The sequence below is a fragment of the Paenibacillus xylanexedens genome, from assembly GCF_007680605.1.
Classification (GTDB): domain Bacteria; phylum Bacillota; class Bacilli; order Paenibacillales; family Paenibacillaceae; genus Paenibacillus; species Paenibacillus xylanexedens_B.
On sequence record NZ_VEIO01000001.1, the window covers coordinates 2,788,102 to 2,806,515 of the forward strand.

General features: G+C 46.0%; 18 protein-coding genes. 3 read left to right on the forward strand and 15 right to left on the reverse strand.

Annotated features, from left to right (window positions below; genetic code table 11):
• Positions 1-4 precede the first annotated feature (4 nt).
• Positions 5-1,339, reverse strand: coding sequence for a PhoH family protein (locus tag FS818_RS12435; RefSeq protein ID WP_090923774.1), 1,335 nt, complete (start codon positions 1,337-1,339; stop codon positions 5-7).
• 227 nt (positions 1,340-1,566) lie between these two features.
• Between FS818_RS12435 and FS818_RS12440 the strand changes: the two genes are divergently transcribed.
• On the forward strand, positions 1,567-2,223 hold the full coding sequence (locus tag FS818_RS12440) for a YhcN/YlaJ family sporulation lipoprotein (RefSeq protein WP_145332087.1): 657 nt from the start codon (positions 1,567-1,569) through the stop codon (positions 2,221-2,223).
• Positions 2,224-2,230: 7 nt separating this feature from the next.
• Here the strand turns inward: FS818_RS12440 and FS818_RS12445 are convergent, their stop codons facing one another.
• The 6 genes from FS818_RS12445 to FS818_RS12470 form a co-directional block, all read right to left on the reverse strand.
• Entirely contained in the window at positions 2,231-2,683 is a 453-nt protein-coding gene (locus tag FS818_RS12445) for a pyridoxamine 5'-phosphate oxidase family protein (protein ID WP_123062548.1), read from the reverse strand.
• Between the two features lie 95 nt (positions 2,684-2,778).
• On the reverse strand, positions 2,779-3,837 hold the full coding sequence (locus tag FS818_RS12450; RefSeq protein WP_145332089.1) for an LCP family protein: 1,059 nt from the start codon (positions 3,835-3,837) through the stop codon (positions 2,779-2,781).
• A 90-nt stretch (positions 3,838-3,927) separates the two neighbouring features.
• Positions 3,928-4,224, reverse strand: coding sequence for a YlaH-like family protein (locus tag FS818_RS12455; RefSeq protein ID WP_090923778.1), 297 nt, complete (start codon positions 4,222-4,224; stop codon positions 3,928-3,930).
• Between the two features lie 306 nt (positions 4,225-4,530).
• Positions 4,531-6,378: a translational GTPase TypA gene (gene typA / locus FS818_RS12460; protein WP_145332091.1), complete on the reverse strand. Its 1,848-nt coding sequence runs from the start codon at positions 6,376-6,378 to the stop codon at positions 4,531-4,533.
• A gap of 348 nt (positions 6,379-6,726) precedes the next feature.
• Complete coding sequence (locus tag FS818_RS12465) at positions 6,727-7,227, reverse strand: hypothetical protein (protein ID WP_145332878.1); 501 nt, start codon at positions 7,225-7,227, stop codon at positions 6,727-6,729.
• Positions 7,228-7,635: 408 nt separating this feature from the next.
• Positions 7,636-8,295, reverse strand: a complete 660-nt coding sequence (locus FS818_RS12470; RefSeq protein WP_145332093.1) for a TerC family protein — start codon at positions 8,293-8,295, stop codon at positions 7,636-7,638.
• An 87-nt stretch (positions 8,296-8,382) separates the two neighbouring features.
• Here FS818_RS12470 and FS818_RS12475 point away from each other — a divergent pair, with 87 nt between their 5' ends.
• On the forward strand, positions 8,383-9,084 hold the full coding sequence (locus FS818_RS12475) for a TerC family protein (RefSeq protein ID WP_145332094.1): 702 nt from the start codon (positions 8,383-8,385) through the stop codon (positions 9,082-9,084).
• A 174-nt stretch (positions 9,085-9,258) separates the two neighbouring features.
• Here the strand turns inward: FS818_RS12475 and thiI are convergent, their stop codons facing one another.
• The 6 genes from thiI to FS818_RS12505 form a co-directional block, all read right to left on the reverse strand.
• Entirely contained in the window at positions 9,259-10,500 is a 1,242-nt protein-coding gene (gene thiI / locus FS818_RS12480; protein ID WP_145332879.1) for a tRNA uracil 4-sulfurtransferase ThiI, read from the reverse strand.
• A gap of 8 nt (positions 10,501-10,508) precedes the next feature.
• Positions 10,509-11,657, reverse strand: coding sequence for a cysteine desulfurase family protein (locus tag FS818_RS12485; RefSeq protein ID WP_145332096.1), 1,149 nt, complete (start codon positions 11,655-11,657; stop codon positions 10,509-10,511).
• 161 nt (positions 11,658-11,818) lie between these two features.
• Positions 11,819-12,565, reverse strand: a complete 747-nt coding sequence (locus FS818_RS12490; RefSeq protein ID WP_145332098.1) for a lytic transglycosylase domain-containing protein — start codon at positions 12,563-12,565, stop codon at positions 11,819-11,821.
• A gap of 224 nt (positions 12,566-12,789) precedes the next feature.
• The gene (locus tag FS818_RS12495; protein ID WP_397351741.1) at positions 12,790-13,209 is read right to left on the reverse strand and encodes a hypothetical protein; all 420 of its coding nucleotides are present in this window, start codon (positions 13,207-13,209) and stop codon (positions 12,790-12,792) included.
• Positions 13,210-13,245: 36 nt separating this feature from the next.
• Positions 13,246-13,464 (reverse strand): DUF1540 domain-containing protein, encoded by a 219-nt coding sequence (locus FS818_RS12500; RefSeq protein WP_090914705.1) that lies wholly within the window; start codon positions 13,462-13,464, stop codon positions 13,246-13,248.
• 184 nt (positions 13,465-13,648) lie between these two features.
• Positions 13,649-14,155, reverse strand: coding sequence for a YpuI family protein (locus FS818_RS12505; RefSeq protein ID WP_090914707.1), 507 nt, complete (start codon positions 14,153-14,155; stop codon positions 13,649-13,651).
• A gap of 300 nt (positions 14,156-14,455) precedes the next feature.
• Between FS818_RS12505 and FS818_RS12510 the strand changes: the two genes are divergently transcribed.
• On the forward strand, positions 14,456-16,330 hold the full coding sequence (locus FS818_RS12510; protein WP_145332101.1) for a S8 family peptidase: 1,875 nt from the start codon (positions 14,456-14,458) through the stop codon (positions 16,328-16,330).
• A gap of 180 nt (positions 16,331-16,510) precedes the next feature.
• Here FS818_RS12510 and FS818_RS12515 read toward each other — a convergent pair whose 3' ends face one another.
• Together FS818_RS12515 and pdxR are read right to left on the reverse strand one after the other, a co-directional pair.
• Positions 16,511-16,762 carry a hypothetical protein gene (locus FS818_RS12515; RefSeq protein ID WP_090915622.1) on the reverse strand — a complete coding sequence of 84 codons (252 nt, stop codon included), beginning with the start codon at positions 16,760-16,762 and terminating at the stop codon, positions 16,511-16,513.
• Positions 16,763-16,847: 85 nt separating this feature from the next.
• A complete protein-coding gene (gene pdxR, locus FS818_RS12520) occupies positions 16,848-18,368 on the reverse strand; it encodes a MocR-like pyridoxine biosynthesis transcription factor PdxR (protein WP_145332103.1) in 1,521 nt (506 codons plus the stop codon).
• Between the last annotated feature and the right edge of the window lie 46 nt (positions 18,369-18,414).

Here is an 18,414-nt window from a genome sequence, read left to right on the forward strand (position 1 = left end):
CTTGTTATAACAAGTCTGCCGCAAGCTGTGCCAGCTTGGAACGTTCTCCTTTTTCAAGCATAATGTGCCCACTGATTCCCTCTTGTTTGAAACGCTCGACAATGTAGGTCAATCCGTTGCTTGCGGAATCCAGGTAAGGGTGGTCAATCTGCTCAGGGTCACCCATCAAAATAATCTTACTACCTTCCCCCACCCGGGATACGATTGTTTTTACTTCATGCCGAGACAAGTTCTGAGCTTCATCAATAATGATGAATTGCCCGGGAATCGATCTTCCGCGGATATACGTCAGTGCTTCAACTTGGATACTGCCGAGACCCATCAGTATTTTATCTATATCTCCGGCCTTTTTCGTATCAAATAAAAATTCAAGATTATCATAGATCGGTTGCATCCACGGACGAAGCTTCTCTTCCTTCTCCCCTGGCAAATACCCGATGTCCTTACCCATCGGTACGACGGGACGCGCGATCAGCAGCTTTTTGTATTTGTGATCATCCTCTACCTTCAGCAATCCTGCTGCCAAGGCGAGCAGTGTTTTACCTGTACCTGCTTTGCCGGTTATCGTCACAAGCGGAATATCGTCGTTCAACAGAAGCTCCAATGCCATCCGTTGTTGTGCATTTCGGGCGCTAATCCCCCAGACATTATCATTGCTGAGGAACAATGGCTCCAGTTTTGTACCTTCGGTATTCACTTTAAGCAAAGCGGATTTGTTCGTACCCATCTCATCCTTCAAAATGACAAATTCATTCGGATAGAGAGAATAGGACAGTTGTAATGGTTTGATCGGCAAGAAACGATATGTGTAAAACTCATCAATGACAGACGGGTGAACTTTCAGCGCTGTATATCCAGGGTACAACTCGCTAAGTCCGGCAGTCCGATCCGATAAGTAATCCTGTGTGTTCAGTCCAAGTACGTCCGCCTTGATCCGTACCAGAACGTCTTTACTGACAAGAACAACTTGTCGCTCCACCACTTCTTTTTCATTCTCTTCAATCTGATAATTCAGCGCGACGGCCAAGATTCGATTGTCATTGGACACTTCCCCGAACATTTCCTGAACTCTCACAAAACTGCGGTGATTAAGCTCAACTTTTAGATTGCCTCCATTCGCAAGAGGTACGCCACTGTGCAAGTGACCCAGTTCCCTGAGTCCATCCAGCAGTCTGGACACATTGCGTGCGTTGCGGCCGATCTCATCGGCATTTCTTTTTTTGGAGTCAATCTCCTCCAGTACAACCGCGGGAATGATTACCTCATGTTCTTCAAAGGCAAATATGGCATTGGGGTCATGCAGAAGCACGTTGGTATCCAATACAAAAATCTTTTTCATTCAATCCCCTCCAAAGCGGCGTCGTTAAAGGCATGGGCTGGAACGTGTTCTCGGGAATGACGAAGTTGCTCTTACGAGCCTTCCGTTTCCCCTCATTCCCGAGTTCATCTTGATCATGTGATCTTCAGCAGCGGCATGGACAATCATGCTCCCATACATAAATGTATTCGACTAGGGCAAAATAATTGTCAACCATTCTGAAAAACTCCAAGAAAGGATGAACATTTATGAAAATGGGGATATGCACGCTGCTTTTAATCTTTATACTTACCGGCTGTAATGCTTCTACACGTAACGCTTCACAGGAACCACACGAGATGCATCCAAGAAGTTACGGAGGAAACATAACAACCCAGCAAGAAGACCGAATGAATCCTTCACGCTTAGACCACTTCAACGAAAATACGGGCGAGGTACATGATCTCAATGTTGCCGACGATACAGAAATGGGTCGAATGACAAATAAAAAACGAGTGAGTCACCTCAAAGCACTTGCCAAGCAAGTCGAGGGTGTGCAAGATGCTAACTGCGTTATTCTTGGCAACACAGCGGTTGTCGGCATTGATGTCGATGGTGATCTTGAACGGGCACGCGTTGGCACCATTAAATATGCCGTTGCAGAAGCTTTGCGCAAAGATCCGGAAGGTGTGGATTCCATCGTAACCGCTGATGCTGATGTCACGGAGCGTATCAAAGAAATTGGTGAGCATATTCGTAAAGGCCATCCCATTTCCGGTTTCGCTTCGGAACTAGCCGACATGGTGGGCCGTATCATTCCGCAGCTTCCGAAAGACGTCAAAGTTCGTCAAAACCCGGATGAACCTGCCCAGGATCAGTACATGCAGCAACACACATCGGAAAAAAGACAACAAAAAGCCCAGTGATCTCTCACTAGGCTTTTTTCATGGCCGCAAAGACTTGCTCATCAAGCTTCTCCGCAGCACGCTGGTCGTATATTTTGACAAATTGAGGCACAGAGGACAGTTGAGCGCCGTAGAACAGGGCATTCCTCACCGCTTCAATCCGAATGTCGAAACAGCACATATTAAAGGGTACGTCCTGCAATGGATCTTGTCGCACGGAAGCACGTCCATTGACTGCATACACCATCTCTTCACCAAAAACAGTAATCGTAATCAGCGGATTGTGTATCATGTTATTTACAAGACGTGAACGATGATCAATCGCCAAACGAAAAGTTGATGCATTTTCAGCATAAATCCAGGAGATTGCTGTAGAAGTCGGACCTCCAGATTCCACATCCACGGTGTTAAGAAGCACAAAGGTCTCATCTTTAAATTGCTGTAAAAGAGAATCTGTTAACTGTGTGACGGCTTCGGACATTCAACCAGCCCCCTAACCTTCTTTATGCCATTCTCATCTTGGTTGATATTATTATAACACACCGCGAACCGAGCTTCCAATCCCCAAAACGTGAGCTATTCTTTCGGAGATGACGCCGTCACTTTACCTGAAAGTGTATCTTGCAGGGCCTGTTTGGCATTGGCCAATTCTGTATCATTAATATATACATAAGGGCTTCTCCACTCCCCCGTAACTGGAGTAAAGTGTACATCTGCGGTGGAAATATTCCAGTAGGTCGCTATAAAGTTTTTCATTTGTTCGGATTCCACATCCGTAGTCATGTTTTGATCTACCGCACTAATCACTTTGCCTATCTTGGTAATTCCCCCAAGCGATTTCATCTGATCCAGCATGGCATTCATTACTTGGCTCTGGCGTTTATTGCGATCAAAATCATTGGACTCCGCCGTCTTTGGCTTACAGTTGGACTTACGATAGCGAACAAAATCAAGTGCTTCTTTTCCGTCCAAGTGCTGAGCTCCTGCCTTCAGATTAATATCTGTATTGTCAGCCGTATCTCGGTAACACATGTTTTTATCCACCGTAACGTCTACTCCACCGACAGCGTTTATCGCGTCACGGAAAGCCTGAAAATTCAGAACCGTTGTATAGTTAATATCTACGCCTAGGTACTTACCCATCATTTCTTTCATCTGATCCTCTGCCTTTTTGCCAGAGGTCTTTTCTTGTGTTTTGAATCGTGGATAATAAGCGTTCAGTTTGTTCGACTTGTACCCATCGAGTTGGATACGCGTGTCACGCGGTAAAGATACCACCGTGGCAGTCTTTGTATTCGGATTAAGTGCAGCAACCATCACAACATCTGATAAAAACGTACCTGTTTCGGGACGATTATCTGTACCAAGCAGCAACATCGTAAGTGGTTTGGTTGAAGCCGACATGCCTGGAGGAACGGGTTTATCTATTCCTGTATTCGCAACTTGGTTGTATAGCCAGTACACATATCCCCCACCGACCAGAATACCGATCACAAGCAGGCTGAGGAACACCCTGACGAATCCGCGCATACGTTTCTTCTTCGGCGCCTTCCCCTTACTGCTCTTGTTGCCTGAGTTACCGGATGCATTCGAAGGTTGTCTTCGTGGAGGCAATCCGTTTGAGTTTGAAGTCATGTTCTCAACACCTTTATCACATCTGTTTGGTCTACATAAAACACAACCGCTTTCCCAAGGGAAAACGGATGTGTTTATGCATAGACAGCATTATGAGTTTCGAGCGGAAGCTTCCGCTTTTTTCTTTTGACGACCTTCAACGAAATAACGCACGCGCACTAACAGCATCAGACCTACGGCTACCAACAAACATTGAATGATGGGCAACTTGTCGATCTGAAAAATAAGAAGCATGAACGTACCCATCGCCATCAAGATATACAACACAATTTCCTTACCGATTGGCAATTTCTGACGTACCCGAAAGACCTTGTTATACACGTAAGTAATCAGTACAAAGATGACGATATAGGCGATGATCGGGTGTGATGCAAACCATGCTTGCATGTTAAGGCATCTCCTTTCATGATCATGCTGTATAAGTTAAGAAATTGATGGGACTATAGTGCACACATAAAAGCTGTTCGTCGCATGAGACCGTTCCGGTTCCGGATCGTTCTTTAGATCGCTGTTGTCCCCGAATTTCTGTGAACACTCTATCAAGTGTTGAAATTCGGGGACAAAGGCGAGCGCTTCGCTTCTGCAGAAACGATTCCGGCCCCTCCACTACTTAAGCTGGAGAACATCACTTTTATACTGGTGCATAAACGTCCCATCAAAACATAACTCATACTTCTTTTTTAGTAGTGGGTATTACGCGTTATTTTGAGCCATTTTGCGTTGTTTTTCTGCACGCTCACGCTCGGATTTGTTCAAAAGCTTCTTACGAAGACGAATGGATTTCGGCGTGATTTCACAGTACTCATCATCGTTCAAATATTCAAGCGCTTGTTCCAATGAGAAGATAATCGGAGTTTTAATTTTAACCGTATCATCTTTACCAGAAGAACGAACGTTAGTCAGTTGTTTTTCTTTACAGATGTTAACAACGATATCATTGTCACGTGTATGCTCACCAACAATCATACCTTCGTAAATTTCTGTTCCTGGCTCAAGGAATAGTGTACCACGGTCCTCAACGCCGATCATTCCATAGAACGTAGATGTGCCCGTTTCTGTTGAGATCAGAACACCTTGGTGACGTCCACCAACTTGACCGGATACCACTGGAGCGTAGCTGTCAAACGCATGGTTCATTACGCCATAACCACGAGTCAATGTCAGGAAGTTGGTGCTGTATCCAATCAGACCACGTGCAGGAATCAGGAATTCCAGACGGACTTGACCAGTACCATTGTTGATCATGTTAACCATCTCTGCTTTGCGAGCGCCCAGGCTCTCCATTACAGAACCCATGCTTTCTTCAGGGATATCAATCAACAAGCGCTCAACTGGCTCCATTTTTTTACCATCAATTTCTTTGATAATAACTTCTGGTTTGGATACTTGAAGCTCATATCCTTCACGACGCATATTTTCAATCAGGATACCGAGGTGAAGCTCACCACGTCCGGAAACGATAAATGCATCCGGGCTCTCTGTTTCTTCAACACGAAGAGATACGTCAGTCTCCAATTCTTTCAACAAACGCTCGCGCAGTTTACGGGAAGTTACCCATTTACCTTCGCGGCCTGCGAATGGACTGTTGTTTACGAGGAATGTCATTTGCAGTGTTGGCTCGTCAATTTTCAGAACCGGCAAAGCTTCAGGTTTGTTCGGGTCAGCAATCGTTTCTCCGATGTTGATATCCTTAATACCCGCGATCGCAACGATGTCACCTGCGCCAGCTTCCTCTGTCTCCACACGTTTCAGACCTTGGAAACCAAACAGTTTCTCGATACGAGCTGTTTTGCTTTTGCCATCACGCATAATAACAGTAACGGATTGGCCTTGGCGGATCACACCACGGTTTACACGACCGATAGCGATACGTCCGAGGTATTCATTGTAGTCCATCAGCGTAACGAGGAATTGCAGTGGCTCTTCAACGTTCTCTGTTGGATGAGGGATATGACTTACGATGGTATCGTAGATCGCCATCATATTGTCATCTTGTTTGGCAGGATCGTCTTCCATGCTGGATGTTCCGTTCAATGCGGAAGCATATACAACAGGGAATTCGAGTTGTTGATCGTTGGCACCCAGTTCGATGAACAGGTCAAGTACTTCATCAATAACCTCAGCCGGACGAGCCGCTGGACGGTCAATTTTGTTTACAATTACGATTGGAGTCAGGTTGTGCTCCAGTGCTTTACGAAGTACGAACTTCGTTTGTGGCATACAGCCCTCGTAAGCATCAACAACGAGCAATACGCCGTCAACCATCTTCATAATACGTTCCACTTCACCACCGAAGTCGGCGTGTCCTGGTGTATCCACAATATTGATCAAGTAATCTTTATACGTTATAGCTGTGTTTTTAGCCAAAATCGTAATACCGCGTTCACGCTCCAAATCGTTGGAGTCCATTGCGCGCTCCTGTACAGTCTCGTGGTCACGGAATGTACCGGATTGCTGGAGCAACTTGTCGACGAGTGTCGTTTTCCCGTGGTCGACGTGGGCAATAATCGCAATATTGCGAATGTGTTCTCTTGAATGCATGGTTTGTATCCATATCCTTTCCAATTTCAATTCTTATCTACTAGGGCGTGTCTTGAAACTGACTGAAGTGCATCTTTTACCGCCTTTTCGCCCCCTGCTGCGTCAATTTCCCTTGACGTGCCCCGGCACGGCTGTGGTAAACTTCCTGGCTTGGAACGAAAATTCAGCAAAATCTGCTTTCTTCAGCGTTTTCAGACACGCCCTAAACTTCCCGCAAAATCGCAGGTTACTCACAAAATAAGCGTCGGTGATAACCCGACGCATGTCTATATCCCTTATATTATAGTTTATCATAGGTAAAAATCAAGATATTTCGCTCGAAACTCCATTGGTTAAGACCGGAGATGTTTACCAGCCCCTGCCTCGACCTATACTCCCTCGCCCGGCAAGCAACCAGACTCCACCCAAAATGAGCAGAACAGCGAGTACATAAATGATGCCTGTCTGTAGTAACGTAAACGCCAACAATACGATGGACACCGCCCCGATAATTAGGGCAGCAGGATAGACAAATTCGGGTCTTCGCCGCTCAACTGCACCATATCCAAGCAAACCGACAGCTATTCCAAGCAACAGGATTGGCCACAAATTTCTCATTAGCCCGGCTCCCCATATGTTCGTTATGCTGAACAGTACACCATACACCGTGAGAACTCCTGCAGGCATTAACGACCATGACGGCGTAATTCGGGCATAAAACAATGCATAAAGAGCAATACCTGGCAGTAATAGCAACAGAGGCCAGAAATTTCGACCAATAAAACCAAACACTCCTAATTTACCAAGCAAAATGACAAGACCAGCAACTACAATAAATAATCCGATTGCTCTTTCATTCTTCATTATAATCACCTCTTGTTTCATTAATTATGTAATTTCCTACTGTGCTGGCTCCCAGCACTTAACACATTTTTTTATTGCAAGGACAAGTTTAGACCCGATGTTTACAGTGTATATGATGTTTCCGCAAAAAACTATACTGATGTCGAAAATGAGTCGTCCTAACTCAAGTGAAAAGCCTCCAACCTTAATCTGTATTCCCCTTAGAGACACCATATATAATATCGGATAAACGTACGATACGAAGATTCTTTCCCTCCTTAATGCTTAATGCCTTATCCTTTACACCTTTACCGTTCAAATGCGAATAAACGCAGACTCTTCTTGGCGGAACGCCTCAGGCGTATTAAAAACAGAAAAGGTATCCCTTATGGGACACCTCTCAAACAAAAAGTTTATTTCAACTCATGTTGACATCTAAGCATTTCGGCGAACGAATCTATGTGCCCCTCCCGCCGCTATAACCAGACAAGCTAAAGCTGCTGGCAACATCGCATGAGCCTGTGTTGCCATTCCGCCCAGCCACTCCCCTAGCTTTGGGTCTCTCATCAACATTTCTCCTGCGGTAAACGCAAGTATTCCTGACCCCGCAAATACCAGAATCGGAAAGCGTTTGAGCAGTCCCACAATGATACCACTACCCCATACTACAATAGGAATACTAATAGCAATCCCGATAACAATTAGAGCCAGATCTCCATCCGCCAAAGCAGCTATCGCTAATACATTATCCAGACTCATCACAAAATCAGCAACTAATATTGTCTGAATCGCTTTCCATGTTGTAGATGCATTACGGATATGTACTTCATCATCGTTTTGAAGCAACAACTTCAGCGCAATCCAGAACAATAACAACCCGCCTGCCGCCTGAATAAAAGGAATCCCCAGCAGCAGTACAGCTGCGAAAGTAAGTACGCAACGTAGAAGTACTGCACCAAGTGCTCCCCACCATACTGCTTTTTTACGTTGAGCCGGAGGTAAATCTTTACTCGCCATTGCAATGACAACCGCGTTATCCCCACTCAATACCAGATTGATCATTAATATTTGTGTTAACAGCCATAGAGTATCCATCTCCTCATCCCCCCACTCTAACTTGTATGTGAAAGATGTACATGCTATTCTTAGAGTTTAAAGAATATATAAGGAGTGACATATCACATGGAGCTATTTAGTCCAACATTCTGGCTGTCCTTGTTGAATGTTGTCTTTATTGATCTGATCCTGGCTGGTGATAATGCCATCGTCATTGGTCTTGCAGCCAGAAATCTCCATCCTTCCGTGCAAAAAAAGGCGATTCTGTTCGGCTCAGGCGGCGCACTTCTCATTCGGATTGTAGCCACCGTCGTTGTATTATGGTTGCTCAAAGTGCCCTGGCTCCTACTCATTGGAGGCCTGCTCCTGGTCTGGATTGCCTATAAATTGCTGGCAGATCAGGGAGAGGAGCACAATGACATTCAAGCCGATACTTCCCTCTGGGCCGCTGTTCGAACAATCGTGATTGCGGATGCAGCCATGGGACTAGACAATGTGATTGCCGTAGCGGGGGCTGCACAACAACATCTGGTACTTGTTATCCTCGGATTGCTGATCAGTGTCCCGATTATCGTTTGGGGTAGTACCTTGTTCATCAAACTGATGAACCACTTTCCCTGGATTATCTATGTTGGCGCTATGGTACTAGGTTATACTGCTGCAAATATGATTACTGAAGAGAAACGGATTATGCCTTTTTTCACGGAGCATCCGGCAATACGCATCCTGTTCATCGTTGTAGTGATTGGAGGTGTTGTTTTTCTTGGTTACCGTAAACGAGCTACAAGTAATAAAGCCCAAGCTAAACAGCAACGTTCCTATTCATAAACGAGACAGGGAAATGGAAGAAATACAAGCAATACATTTACGAAATAACGTCTCATGCAAAGAACAGGACTAACCCCTTCTCAAATGGGTTAGTCCTGTTCTTTTTGTGTTCTATTTACATTTCATTTGTTATATCTACCTCTAATTTGGCTTGCCCACAAATACCCACCACATTTAAAACCAGTCATCCTTCATTTCACTGTTCTCCGGCTTCCCTGTCAATACTGAAGCTTCCCCGGCATACAAAGTTATCGTTTCTGTCTGTTCTACCGCTTGATCCAGCCATTCCGGCAGATGGCTCATCGTTGCTTCGATTTTGTCCACAATCCGCAGATTCGGATTGGTGGATGGTGATTTTGGAACAAACAAAGTACAGCAATCTTCATAAGGCAAAATCGAGATATCATACGTTCCAATCTGTTTGGAAAGTGAAATAATCTCCTGCTTGTCCATCATGACCAGCGGTCTCAGCAGAGGCAAATCTGTAGCGCGGCCGATGACATTCATGCTCGGAAGGGTTTGGCTTGCCACCTGACCCAGACTATCACCAGTAATGAGCGCCAGTGCACGTTCGCGTTCTGCCAGCTTGGTGGCAATTCGCAGCATGGAACGCCGCATTAAGGTAATAATCAGATTATCCTGACCCAACTGGGTGAATGCGGTCTGAATCTCTGTAAATGGAACCAGGTGTAATTTGATCGAACCCGCGTGATCTGCAAGCGCACGGGCAAGATCAATCACCTTTTCTTTGGCACGCTGACTGGTAAAAGGATAACTATAAAAATGCACACACTCGACTTCGAGTCCCCGGCGCATGGAAGACCACGCCGCTACAGGACTGTCTATCCCCCCGGATAAGAGAACCATCGCCTTGCCATTTGTTCCGAGCGGGAACCCGCCTGTGGCAGGAATGACTTCACTGAAAATATAAGTGCCTTGTTCGCGGATTTCTACACGTAGCTCGATATCAGGGTCACGAACATCGACCTTCAACTGTTGAAATTTGCGTAGAATCGGTGAACCGACGAAATGATTTGTTTCATGAGATGAATGCGGGAAAGCCTTCCACACTCGACGCGCGTTTACCTTGAAGGTCGTGACTTCACCGAATTCTTCAGCTCGTTCATCCATAAAAGCAACCGCAGTTTGAACAATTTCATCAATCTCGGAAGCCGTTACTTTCACAGGACTGATGGATGCTACACCAAATACACGTTTGAGCACGGGAATAAGCTGTGTGTGGGATTCACCGCCAAGATCCACGTAGACTCGGCCATATTCTTTACGCAAACTTGCACCCGGATAAGGCTTAAGCAACGCCTTGACTTGAGTGATGATCGTTTTCTCAAATCGCGCGCGATTTTTTCCTTTTAACATAAACTCTCCAAAACGGAGAAGCAGCATATCATAATTCAACATTTAATTTACATCCGCCTTTCGAGTGGCCGTAATTGTGCCACCATCTGATGCAGTGCCTTTTCCAGCATGGCTGCATCCTCTTCTGTATGTTCGTCACCGAAACTAATTCGCAATCCCCCGGCGGCACAGGCAACATCTCTTCCCATGGCAAGCAGCACCCGGCTTGGCTCAGCCGAACGCGAGGAGCATGCCGACTGGGTAGACACCGTACAGCCAAGTTGCTCTAGGGTATGCAATGCTACTTCTGCTTTCATAGCACGATAGGAAAAATGTACAATATGTGGCGCTCCGTCATGCGTACTGTTGAGCTCGAGCTCCGGGATAGCAGCAATCGTCTTCATCACCCGGTCTCGAAGTATGCGAATTCGACTCGAAAAATCAATCTGCCTTTCTGCTGCGATCCGCATCGCCTTGGCCATACCCACAATCAGAGCCGTATTCTCTGTGCCTGCCCTGAGCCCATGCTCCTGTGAGCCACCAGATAGCAGTGGTGTAAGCTCTACGCCACTTCTCACATAGAGGAGCCCTGCACCTTTCGGCCCACGGATTTTATGAGCGGACAAGCTGTACAAATCTGCTTTCCATTTGGCTGGTGCAACGTGCACTTTTCCAAAACCTTGTACGCCATCTACATGAAAAAGGACTCTTGGCGCGTTTTTTTTGAGCAGCGTACCAATCTCTTCTACCGGATGAATCGCACCCGTCTCATTGTTCACGTGCATCAGACTAACAAGCACAGTGTCTGAACGAACAGCTTTCAGTACCTGCTCAGCAGTAACGACACCTCTTGAATCTACAGGGATAAAGGTTACATCCCATCCCCATTGCTGTAACTGCAACACACTCTCATACACAGACGCGTGCTCCGTTGCTGTAGTTATAATATGTTTTCCCCGTGAACTATACCGAAGTGCAGCCCCCTTAATCGCGAGGTTATTACTCTCCGTTGCTCCGGATGTAAATACGATTTCATCTGCTTTTACACCGATTGTGGCTGCACAGCCTGTCCGCGCTCGGCGTAGTAATTGATCTGCACGTTCACCGTATCCATGAATCGACGACGCATTTCCGAACTGTGTTTCCATAATTTCCGCCATCGTGCGAACCACATCGGGATATGGAGGAGTCGTTGCAGCATAATCAAAATATTTCAAAACAAGGTGCACCTTCCTTATTCGTTCGTTCATTAACCTATAGTGAGCATTGTACCACGATCTCCGTATAACACAAAAAAAGACCAACTGAAAGCAGGCAATAAAGGCCTGCCTTTTAAGCTGGATCTCTTTGTTTCGGACATGCTCAGAAGATGTCCATTTTAGATCGAATATTTGGAACGAGCCCGTTCCACTTTCGTAATATAATTCTGCGTTTCCACAGGCAACAAATGGAGCATGCCCATCAGTTCATTATCATTGGTAACGCCCAGTCTGGACAACCGTCCTGGGCCCGCATTATAGGCAGCCAAAGCCATTTTCTCCTGTCCGCCAAAGCGCTGGAGCTGAAGGGATAAATATTTGGTGCCCGCATCAATATTTTGACCCGGGTCGAAGGAGTCACTCACACCAAGTCCAGCAGCGGTACCATCCATTAATTGCATCAGACCCTTCGCACCTGCCGAAGAGACAACATTCGGATTAAATCCTGATTCCGTATCGATGACCGCTTTGATTAAAGATTCAGGTACGCCGTACTTCGCACTGGCCTGTGAGATCAGTGATTCGAAATCGGTAGGCACGGATTTGCCGGAATCAGCTTGTCCTGCATTATTCGAAGCAAGTAACGACTCCAGACTGCCCGCTCGCGAAGAACTTACTGTATTCAAATCTGGACTGTAAGCACTGCCAAGCTGTAGCCACAACAAACCGTCGTTGGATCGCTTAGAGGTTAAAGCCTGATTTTCCGCGTCGCTTAGACTACGAGTATCCGCATTTAACAATCCATCCATCATATTGGAAAAGTCAGTCGTCGAACCAGTTGGCACAGCTGATCCGTTCGTTTGATTGTTGATATTAGACAATTGCAACTCCAATAATTGCCGCGAATTGCGTGGATCAATTTGCATGAGTTATATCCACTCCCGTTTCATTCAAGCTAGATGACTTTATTCTACATGGTTTTACAGACAGGTTCCATCATTTTCATAAAAAATAGCTGATTAGACGTTGAAAATATGCACAAATGTGAAAAAGCCTTCTGATTCACCATAAGGAAGTGAATGCAGAAGGCTTTATTATTGTCCTGAGATCTGAGGATAACTCTCTCATCCCATGGACAAATGTCCGCTTTTTATCGAGCAAAAGGAATCATAAAAAAGTAACTCAACGTTGCAACGATACCCAATCCGATCGACCAGGCTCCTGCTGTTTTACGGCCATTCACATAAGCGAAATAGCCGAGCACGGCCGCTGCCGGACCAAGTACAATCGACCACATGAACAATGATGCGATACCAAAGGCAAGACCCATATAACCTGCAACACGGCCTGAAGACTCCATTACACGGTCTGCCTCATGTTTCTGCGGTACTGCATCTGAATGCACGCGGTCGCTCTCCCTGGTTCTTACGGTTGCTCGCGGCGTAATCTCCGCACCGTATTCCTCACGATATGCTTTTCTTGGATAATCCACACGCTGGCGCTGCTGTTGACCCTGTGATTCTGTGTTGTAACGATCCAAATGTTCATCATTGAAATCATCATTCTTCACGTGAAAGCACCTCCGTTAAATGGATTGGATGACTGCTTACTTGGGTCTGAATGTGTGACAGCATGTTGCTGAAGAGGTACGCGCGTGATCATGATGATCGGAGTCAAAAGTCTCTCCGGCAAATTCCTCATGCAGACGACGGGTAGCGTGCTGGTCAATGTCAATCATGATGGCATCGGCCTGGCAAAAGTTGTTTTCTCCCCAGAAATGACAGTTGGAAACACTGCATTTGACAATTGGTTTGTCATGGCTCATTTTTTATCACCTCGACATCTAATGTTCCCACGCGCCAAATCCGATATTCTTCGCCAAAATGCCAGATGATAACATGTCAAAGGATATGTATTTAATCTAAAGACCTTCAGGTCGAAACAAACGTTCCATCTTTAAATCCCAACAAAAAAAACCGCCACAAGGGCGGTCTATGTGTTACGAATTATTAGGCGTGGTTACGTTGGCTTTGCATACGACGCTGGGTCAGATAATCACTCTCGTAATAGGCCAAGTCGTCACGCAGTTCTTCATAAGTCTTGGAAATTTCCAAAATGACGTCGCGTACAGCACGAATCGGCTTATCACGGAAACGGATGGCATCCTGACCTGTGTAAGCATATCTTCCGTCCTCAGAGTAGCACTCATTTTTCGGATAGAAAAAGCTGTTCACACTTTGGTGATACGTATTATAAAGAGCCTTTTCGGCAAATTCGACATCAAAGTTGGCACGACGCAGCACAACGCCAAGTTTTTCGTAAGAAACTTCAGAAAAAACGAGCAAATGACGGAGATCTGAAAGGAAACCTTTGTAGAAGGCGGTTGATTCCTCCGTCTGGTTCTGATCCAGTTCAGGCAAAGCATTTTCATTCAAAAACTTTTCGATCCGATCGATCGCCGGTTTTAACTTTTCTCTGGTTGACTCACATGTTTTTTGTACATTGGCTGCTGACATAAAGGTAGCTCCCCCTTAAATAAGTCCTTACATTTTTACATCCAGGTCGGCCAAATCTTGTTTGTTTCCTGACCTTTTGAATACTCAGATATAATCCTACCATAAAAAGTTGACGAGCGGTATCCCTTAATCGTGCTTTCCATTCCTGTCATGATACTTGCTACGGAGCAAGCAATAATTCGAAACTCTTTTGTATAAAAATATAGGCTTCTCCTAACGATAACTACATCCGTGACAACGACGATGCGTTCATGCACGCCGTATGGTCATTGTCCAAAATGAACGAGGAGGTTCTGTCTTATGTCCAGACCAAGGTGGATCAACTGGGCTCTCGCAGCAGGTGCCGGCGCCTTAGCGCTGACCTTACTGCTTCCAACATCCAACCGTACCGTACCCAAACCAAGCGCTATGCAGGAGAATCCTCAGAAGGAACATGCCAGCAAGCAACGTCTGAAAGTTCAGGATATCAAAGCCACCGATCTGCTGACCCGTGTAGATGCCAAACAGCACCTCGGGATCATACTGGATAAAACGAACACGATGACAGATGCACAGGTGACGCGTTACATGAAAGATCTTCAAGATTCACACGGGCACATGCGGTCTATTCAATTAATGAATATGGATGACTCATCGAGTAAACGATTTGATCGTGCGTTCAAAGAAGGAAGTAAACTGGAGCAACAAAAATTGTCTCATGCCATGAATTTAGCCAAAAAAGCGGTACACAAGCGTCACAGCTTCGAGTCCTCTTCGTTTCCACTTGGAAAAGAAAAATACTTTGTCATGGGACAACCCTCCAAGGATGGCAAACGAGCCATCATCGCTCTATTTAGTCAAAATGTATTAAATGCCGTGGAAGAGCATCAGCGCAAAAATTTGCGCATGATTCCTTATCCGCGTGAAGGGAAATTCAAAATCGAATCGGTTCATCCTGACACATTAAACGAAATCACGGTAAAAACCGGGCATGACAACGCCAATGCAAGCCATTTTTACGAAAATGAAATCGTCATTCGTTTCCGGCAAGATCCCGGTGAACGGGATCTGCGCATCATTCGTTCTGACTTGAAAACGCAGTCTGCTCGCAAGCTCGGTTACACATATGTTTTTCGGTCTGAAACGATGAATTATAAACAATTGCGGGATTATTTCGGAAGTAAATGGCATCCGCTATATATGGAACCCCACTATATGTACTTAACCAATGAAACGGCCGCTGAACAACCAGATGTACCTATCCCTAACGATGTATTGTTCTCGGATTATCAGTGGAATCTGCCTGCCATTGAGACAAATCGCGGGTGGAATATTACGAAGGGCAACAAAGATGTTATCGTAGCCGTGGTAGATACAGGCGTTGACGTGAACCACCCGGATCTCAAAGGAAAATTGCTCGAGGGATACAATGTCGTGAATCCGGGCAACAAACCGCTTGATGATGTCGGTCATGGCACCCATGTTGCCGGTATCATCGGGGCGATTGTCAACAATAACGAAGGTGTAGCCGGCATGAGCTGGTACAACAAGGTGCTTCCTGTCAAAGTACTGGACAACTCGGGATCAGGTACAACGTATGCCGTTGCCGAGGGCATCATTTGGGCAGCCGATCATGGCGCCAAAGTCATTAACATGAGTCTCGGTAACTACGCGGACGCTCAATTTCTCCATGATGCGATTAAATACGCTTTTGACCGGGATATTGTGCTTATCGCTGCAACCGGCAACGATAATACCGAGCGTCCAGGATACCCTGCTGCTTATCCGGAAGTTTTTGCTGTCTCTGCTACAGACCCGGATATGAATAAAGCCTCTTACTCCAACTATGGCGACTATGTGGATGTCATGGCTCCTGGATCAAGTATCGCCAGTACGTACCCGGACAATCAGTACGCCGCTCTGTCAGGCACATCCATGGCCAGTCCGCACGTTGCTGCACTTGCCGGATTAATTCGCTCGCTAAATCCGGATCTGACCAATACCGAAGTCATGGATTTGATGCGACAAAGTGTCATTGACCTGGGGGAACCCGGCCATGACAAGTACTACGGTTATGGGCAGATTGATGTATACAAAGCGTTGCAAGCCGCATCGGGAAGCAGTGCTCCGTTGCAGTTCTGGCCTCAGCATGTCAGACAGCAGATGGATAACACGATGAAAAAATATATCCAATAATAACTTATCGGATAATCCTAACTTTTGGAATAAGCGTTATCTCCAGGTTACCCGGACATCAGAGTGGACTGTGTACGTTCTTCTACTCAAATTATGATTATATCAAAAACAAAAGCAGCTGCGCCCCGGGGCGTATGCTGCTTTTTGGCTTGCTTCTTTTCCCCGGGGCGTTAACTGCGACTAGCGTTTGCGGGAAGTCGAGCGGGCTTTGCTTGATTTTTTCACGGATTTTTTCTTATGGCTCGATACATACATTGGACCTTCTTCTCTAATAACAACAGGGTACATATGATGAGGTATTGGAACACAGTGGTGTTGCTTCACAACTTCAATCGGGTGGATTACAGGCACGATCTGTGGAATGTAATAATCCTGAACAACCTGGATCGGGTCACATACAATCGGTGAAACCTCTGGACAACAATGGTTCATTTCAAACCAACTCCCTTTCAAGTGATACTATAACCTATTGCAGTGAACCCGATGTGGTATGGATGGATGTCCATATCCTTAAAAATTAAATGAGCGGCAGCCTGTCCGCCGTTGCCCCGGCATGCTGCGATGAGACCCTCTCGATGACAGCACACAGAATTTGAAGCCCTTGCTTCAGCGCTTCGCTACTCGTCACAGTGAAACATATCCGCAGACTCGTCGTGTCGCTTTCCGCAACATAACAGGCTGAACCAGGCAGAAAAGACACGCCAGCAGCGAGAGACTGCCGATGCAGTTCATGCATGTCCATATTCCCCTGTAATTCGAGCCATAAATTAAGCCCTCCCTCAGGAAGACGCCATTGCATCTCCTTCGTTGCATACTGCTCCAGCACCTCTGAGGCAGCACACAAGCGTGAGTACAGTTCTTCTCGGAGCTGATAAACATAAGAATCATACTGTTCCTTGATATAAGCCTGAAGTGCTTTCTGTGTTAATAAAGGACTTCCCAGATCAGCCGTAGATTTTGCGGCCACAAGCCGGGTTAGCACACTTCCATCGGCTATAGCACAAGCTACACGGCAACCGGGGGAGAGTACTTTGCTGAAGCTTTTAATGTAGACCACATGCCCTGCACTATCCATGGACTTGATCGAAGCCGGTGGCGGCTCACGAAAGTATAGATCTGCAAACGGATCATCTTCTAAAATAAGGCAGTGATAACTTTGTGCGATATTAAGCAATTGGGCCCGTCTCTGACTGCTCATCGTCACACCTGTCGGATTGTGATATGTAGGAATGGTATAGATTAACTTGGGCGGATATGTGTCACACAAGCGGGTAAGCAGATCGATACGCATTCCTTCGTTGTCCATAGGTACGGTAATGATTTTGGCTCCCCGACTCGTGAACACATCGATAGCTCCTGTGTACGTTGGTGCCTCCATATATACAACATCTCCAGGACCGATAAATGTACGAGCTACCAGATCAATTCCCTGCTGTGCTCCGCTTGTAATTAACATTCTTTCGGGCGTGACTTGCAGTCCGCGGGAAGCAAAATGTGCTGCAAAGGTCTGTCTAAGTTCCCAATCCCCCTGAAATGATCCATAAGCCGCCATGCGCTTTGCATGATCTGATGAAAGGTGGTAGGCGCTATCGATAATATCACGTGTAGGTAATAACTCAGGTTGAATCGCTGACATATGAAGTTCATAACGGACTTGGGGAGACGCGTCAAAATGTCTCCACAATTGTGCTCTGGGCAAATAATCAACCAATGTCATCTGCCAGTTCAACGAACCACCCGCATCGCTGATGCTCATCTGGTTGTGGGTAATTGCTTCCCTGGAGGTTTGACCGGAAGGCTCTATCCCCCTTACATAACAGCCCTTGCCCTGAGAGCAACGGACGAGTTGTATGGCCTCCAGTTCTGCATAAGCTTTCGTTACCGTTACCAAACTAACGCCTAAATCAGCGGTCATTTTACGAACAGATGGCAACCTCGTTCCCGGTTCAATCAAGCCTGAGCGAATACGATCTGCAATCGTCAGAGCAATCTGCATATATAATTTGGTACTGCTTCCCCGTTTAAGCTCGATATGCATATCTATTCATCACCTCTAACTGTTATGATCGTTGTTTTACTGTTAT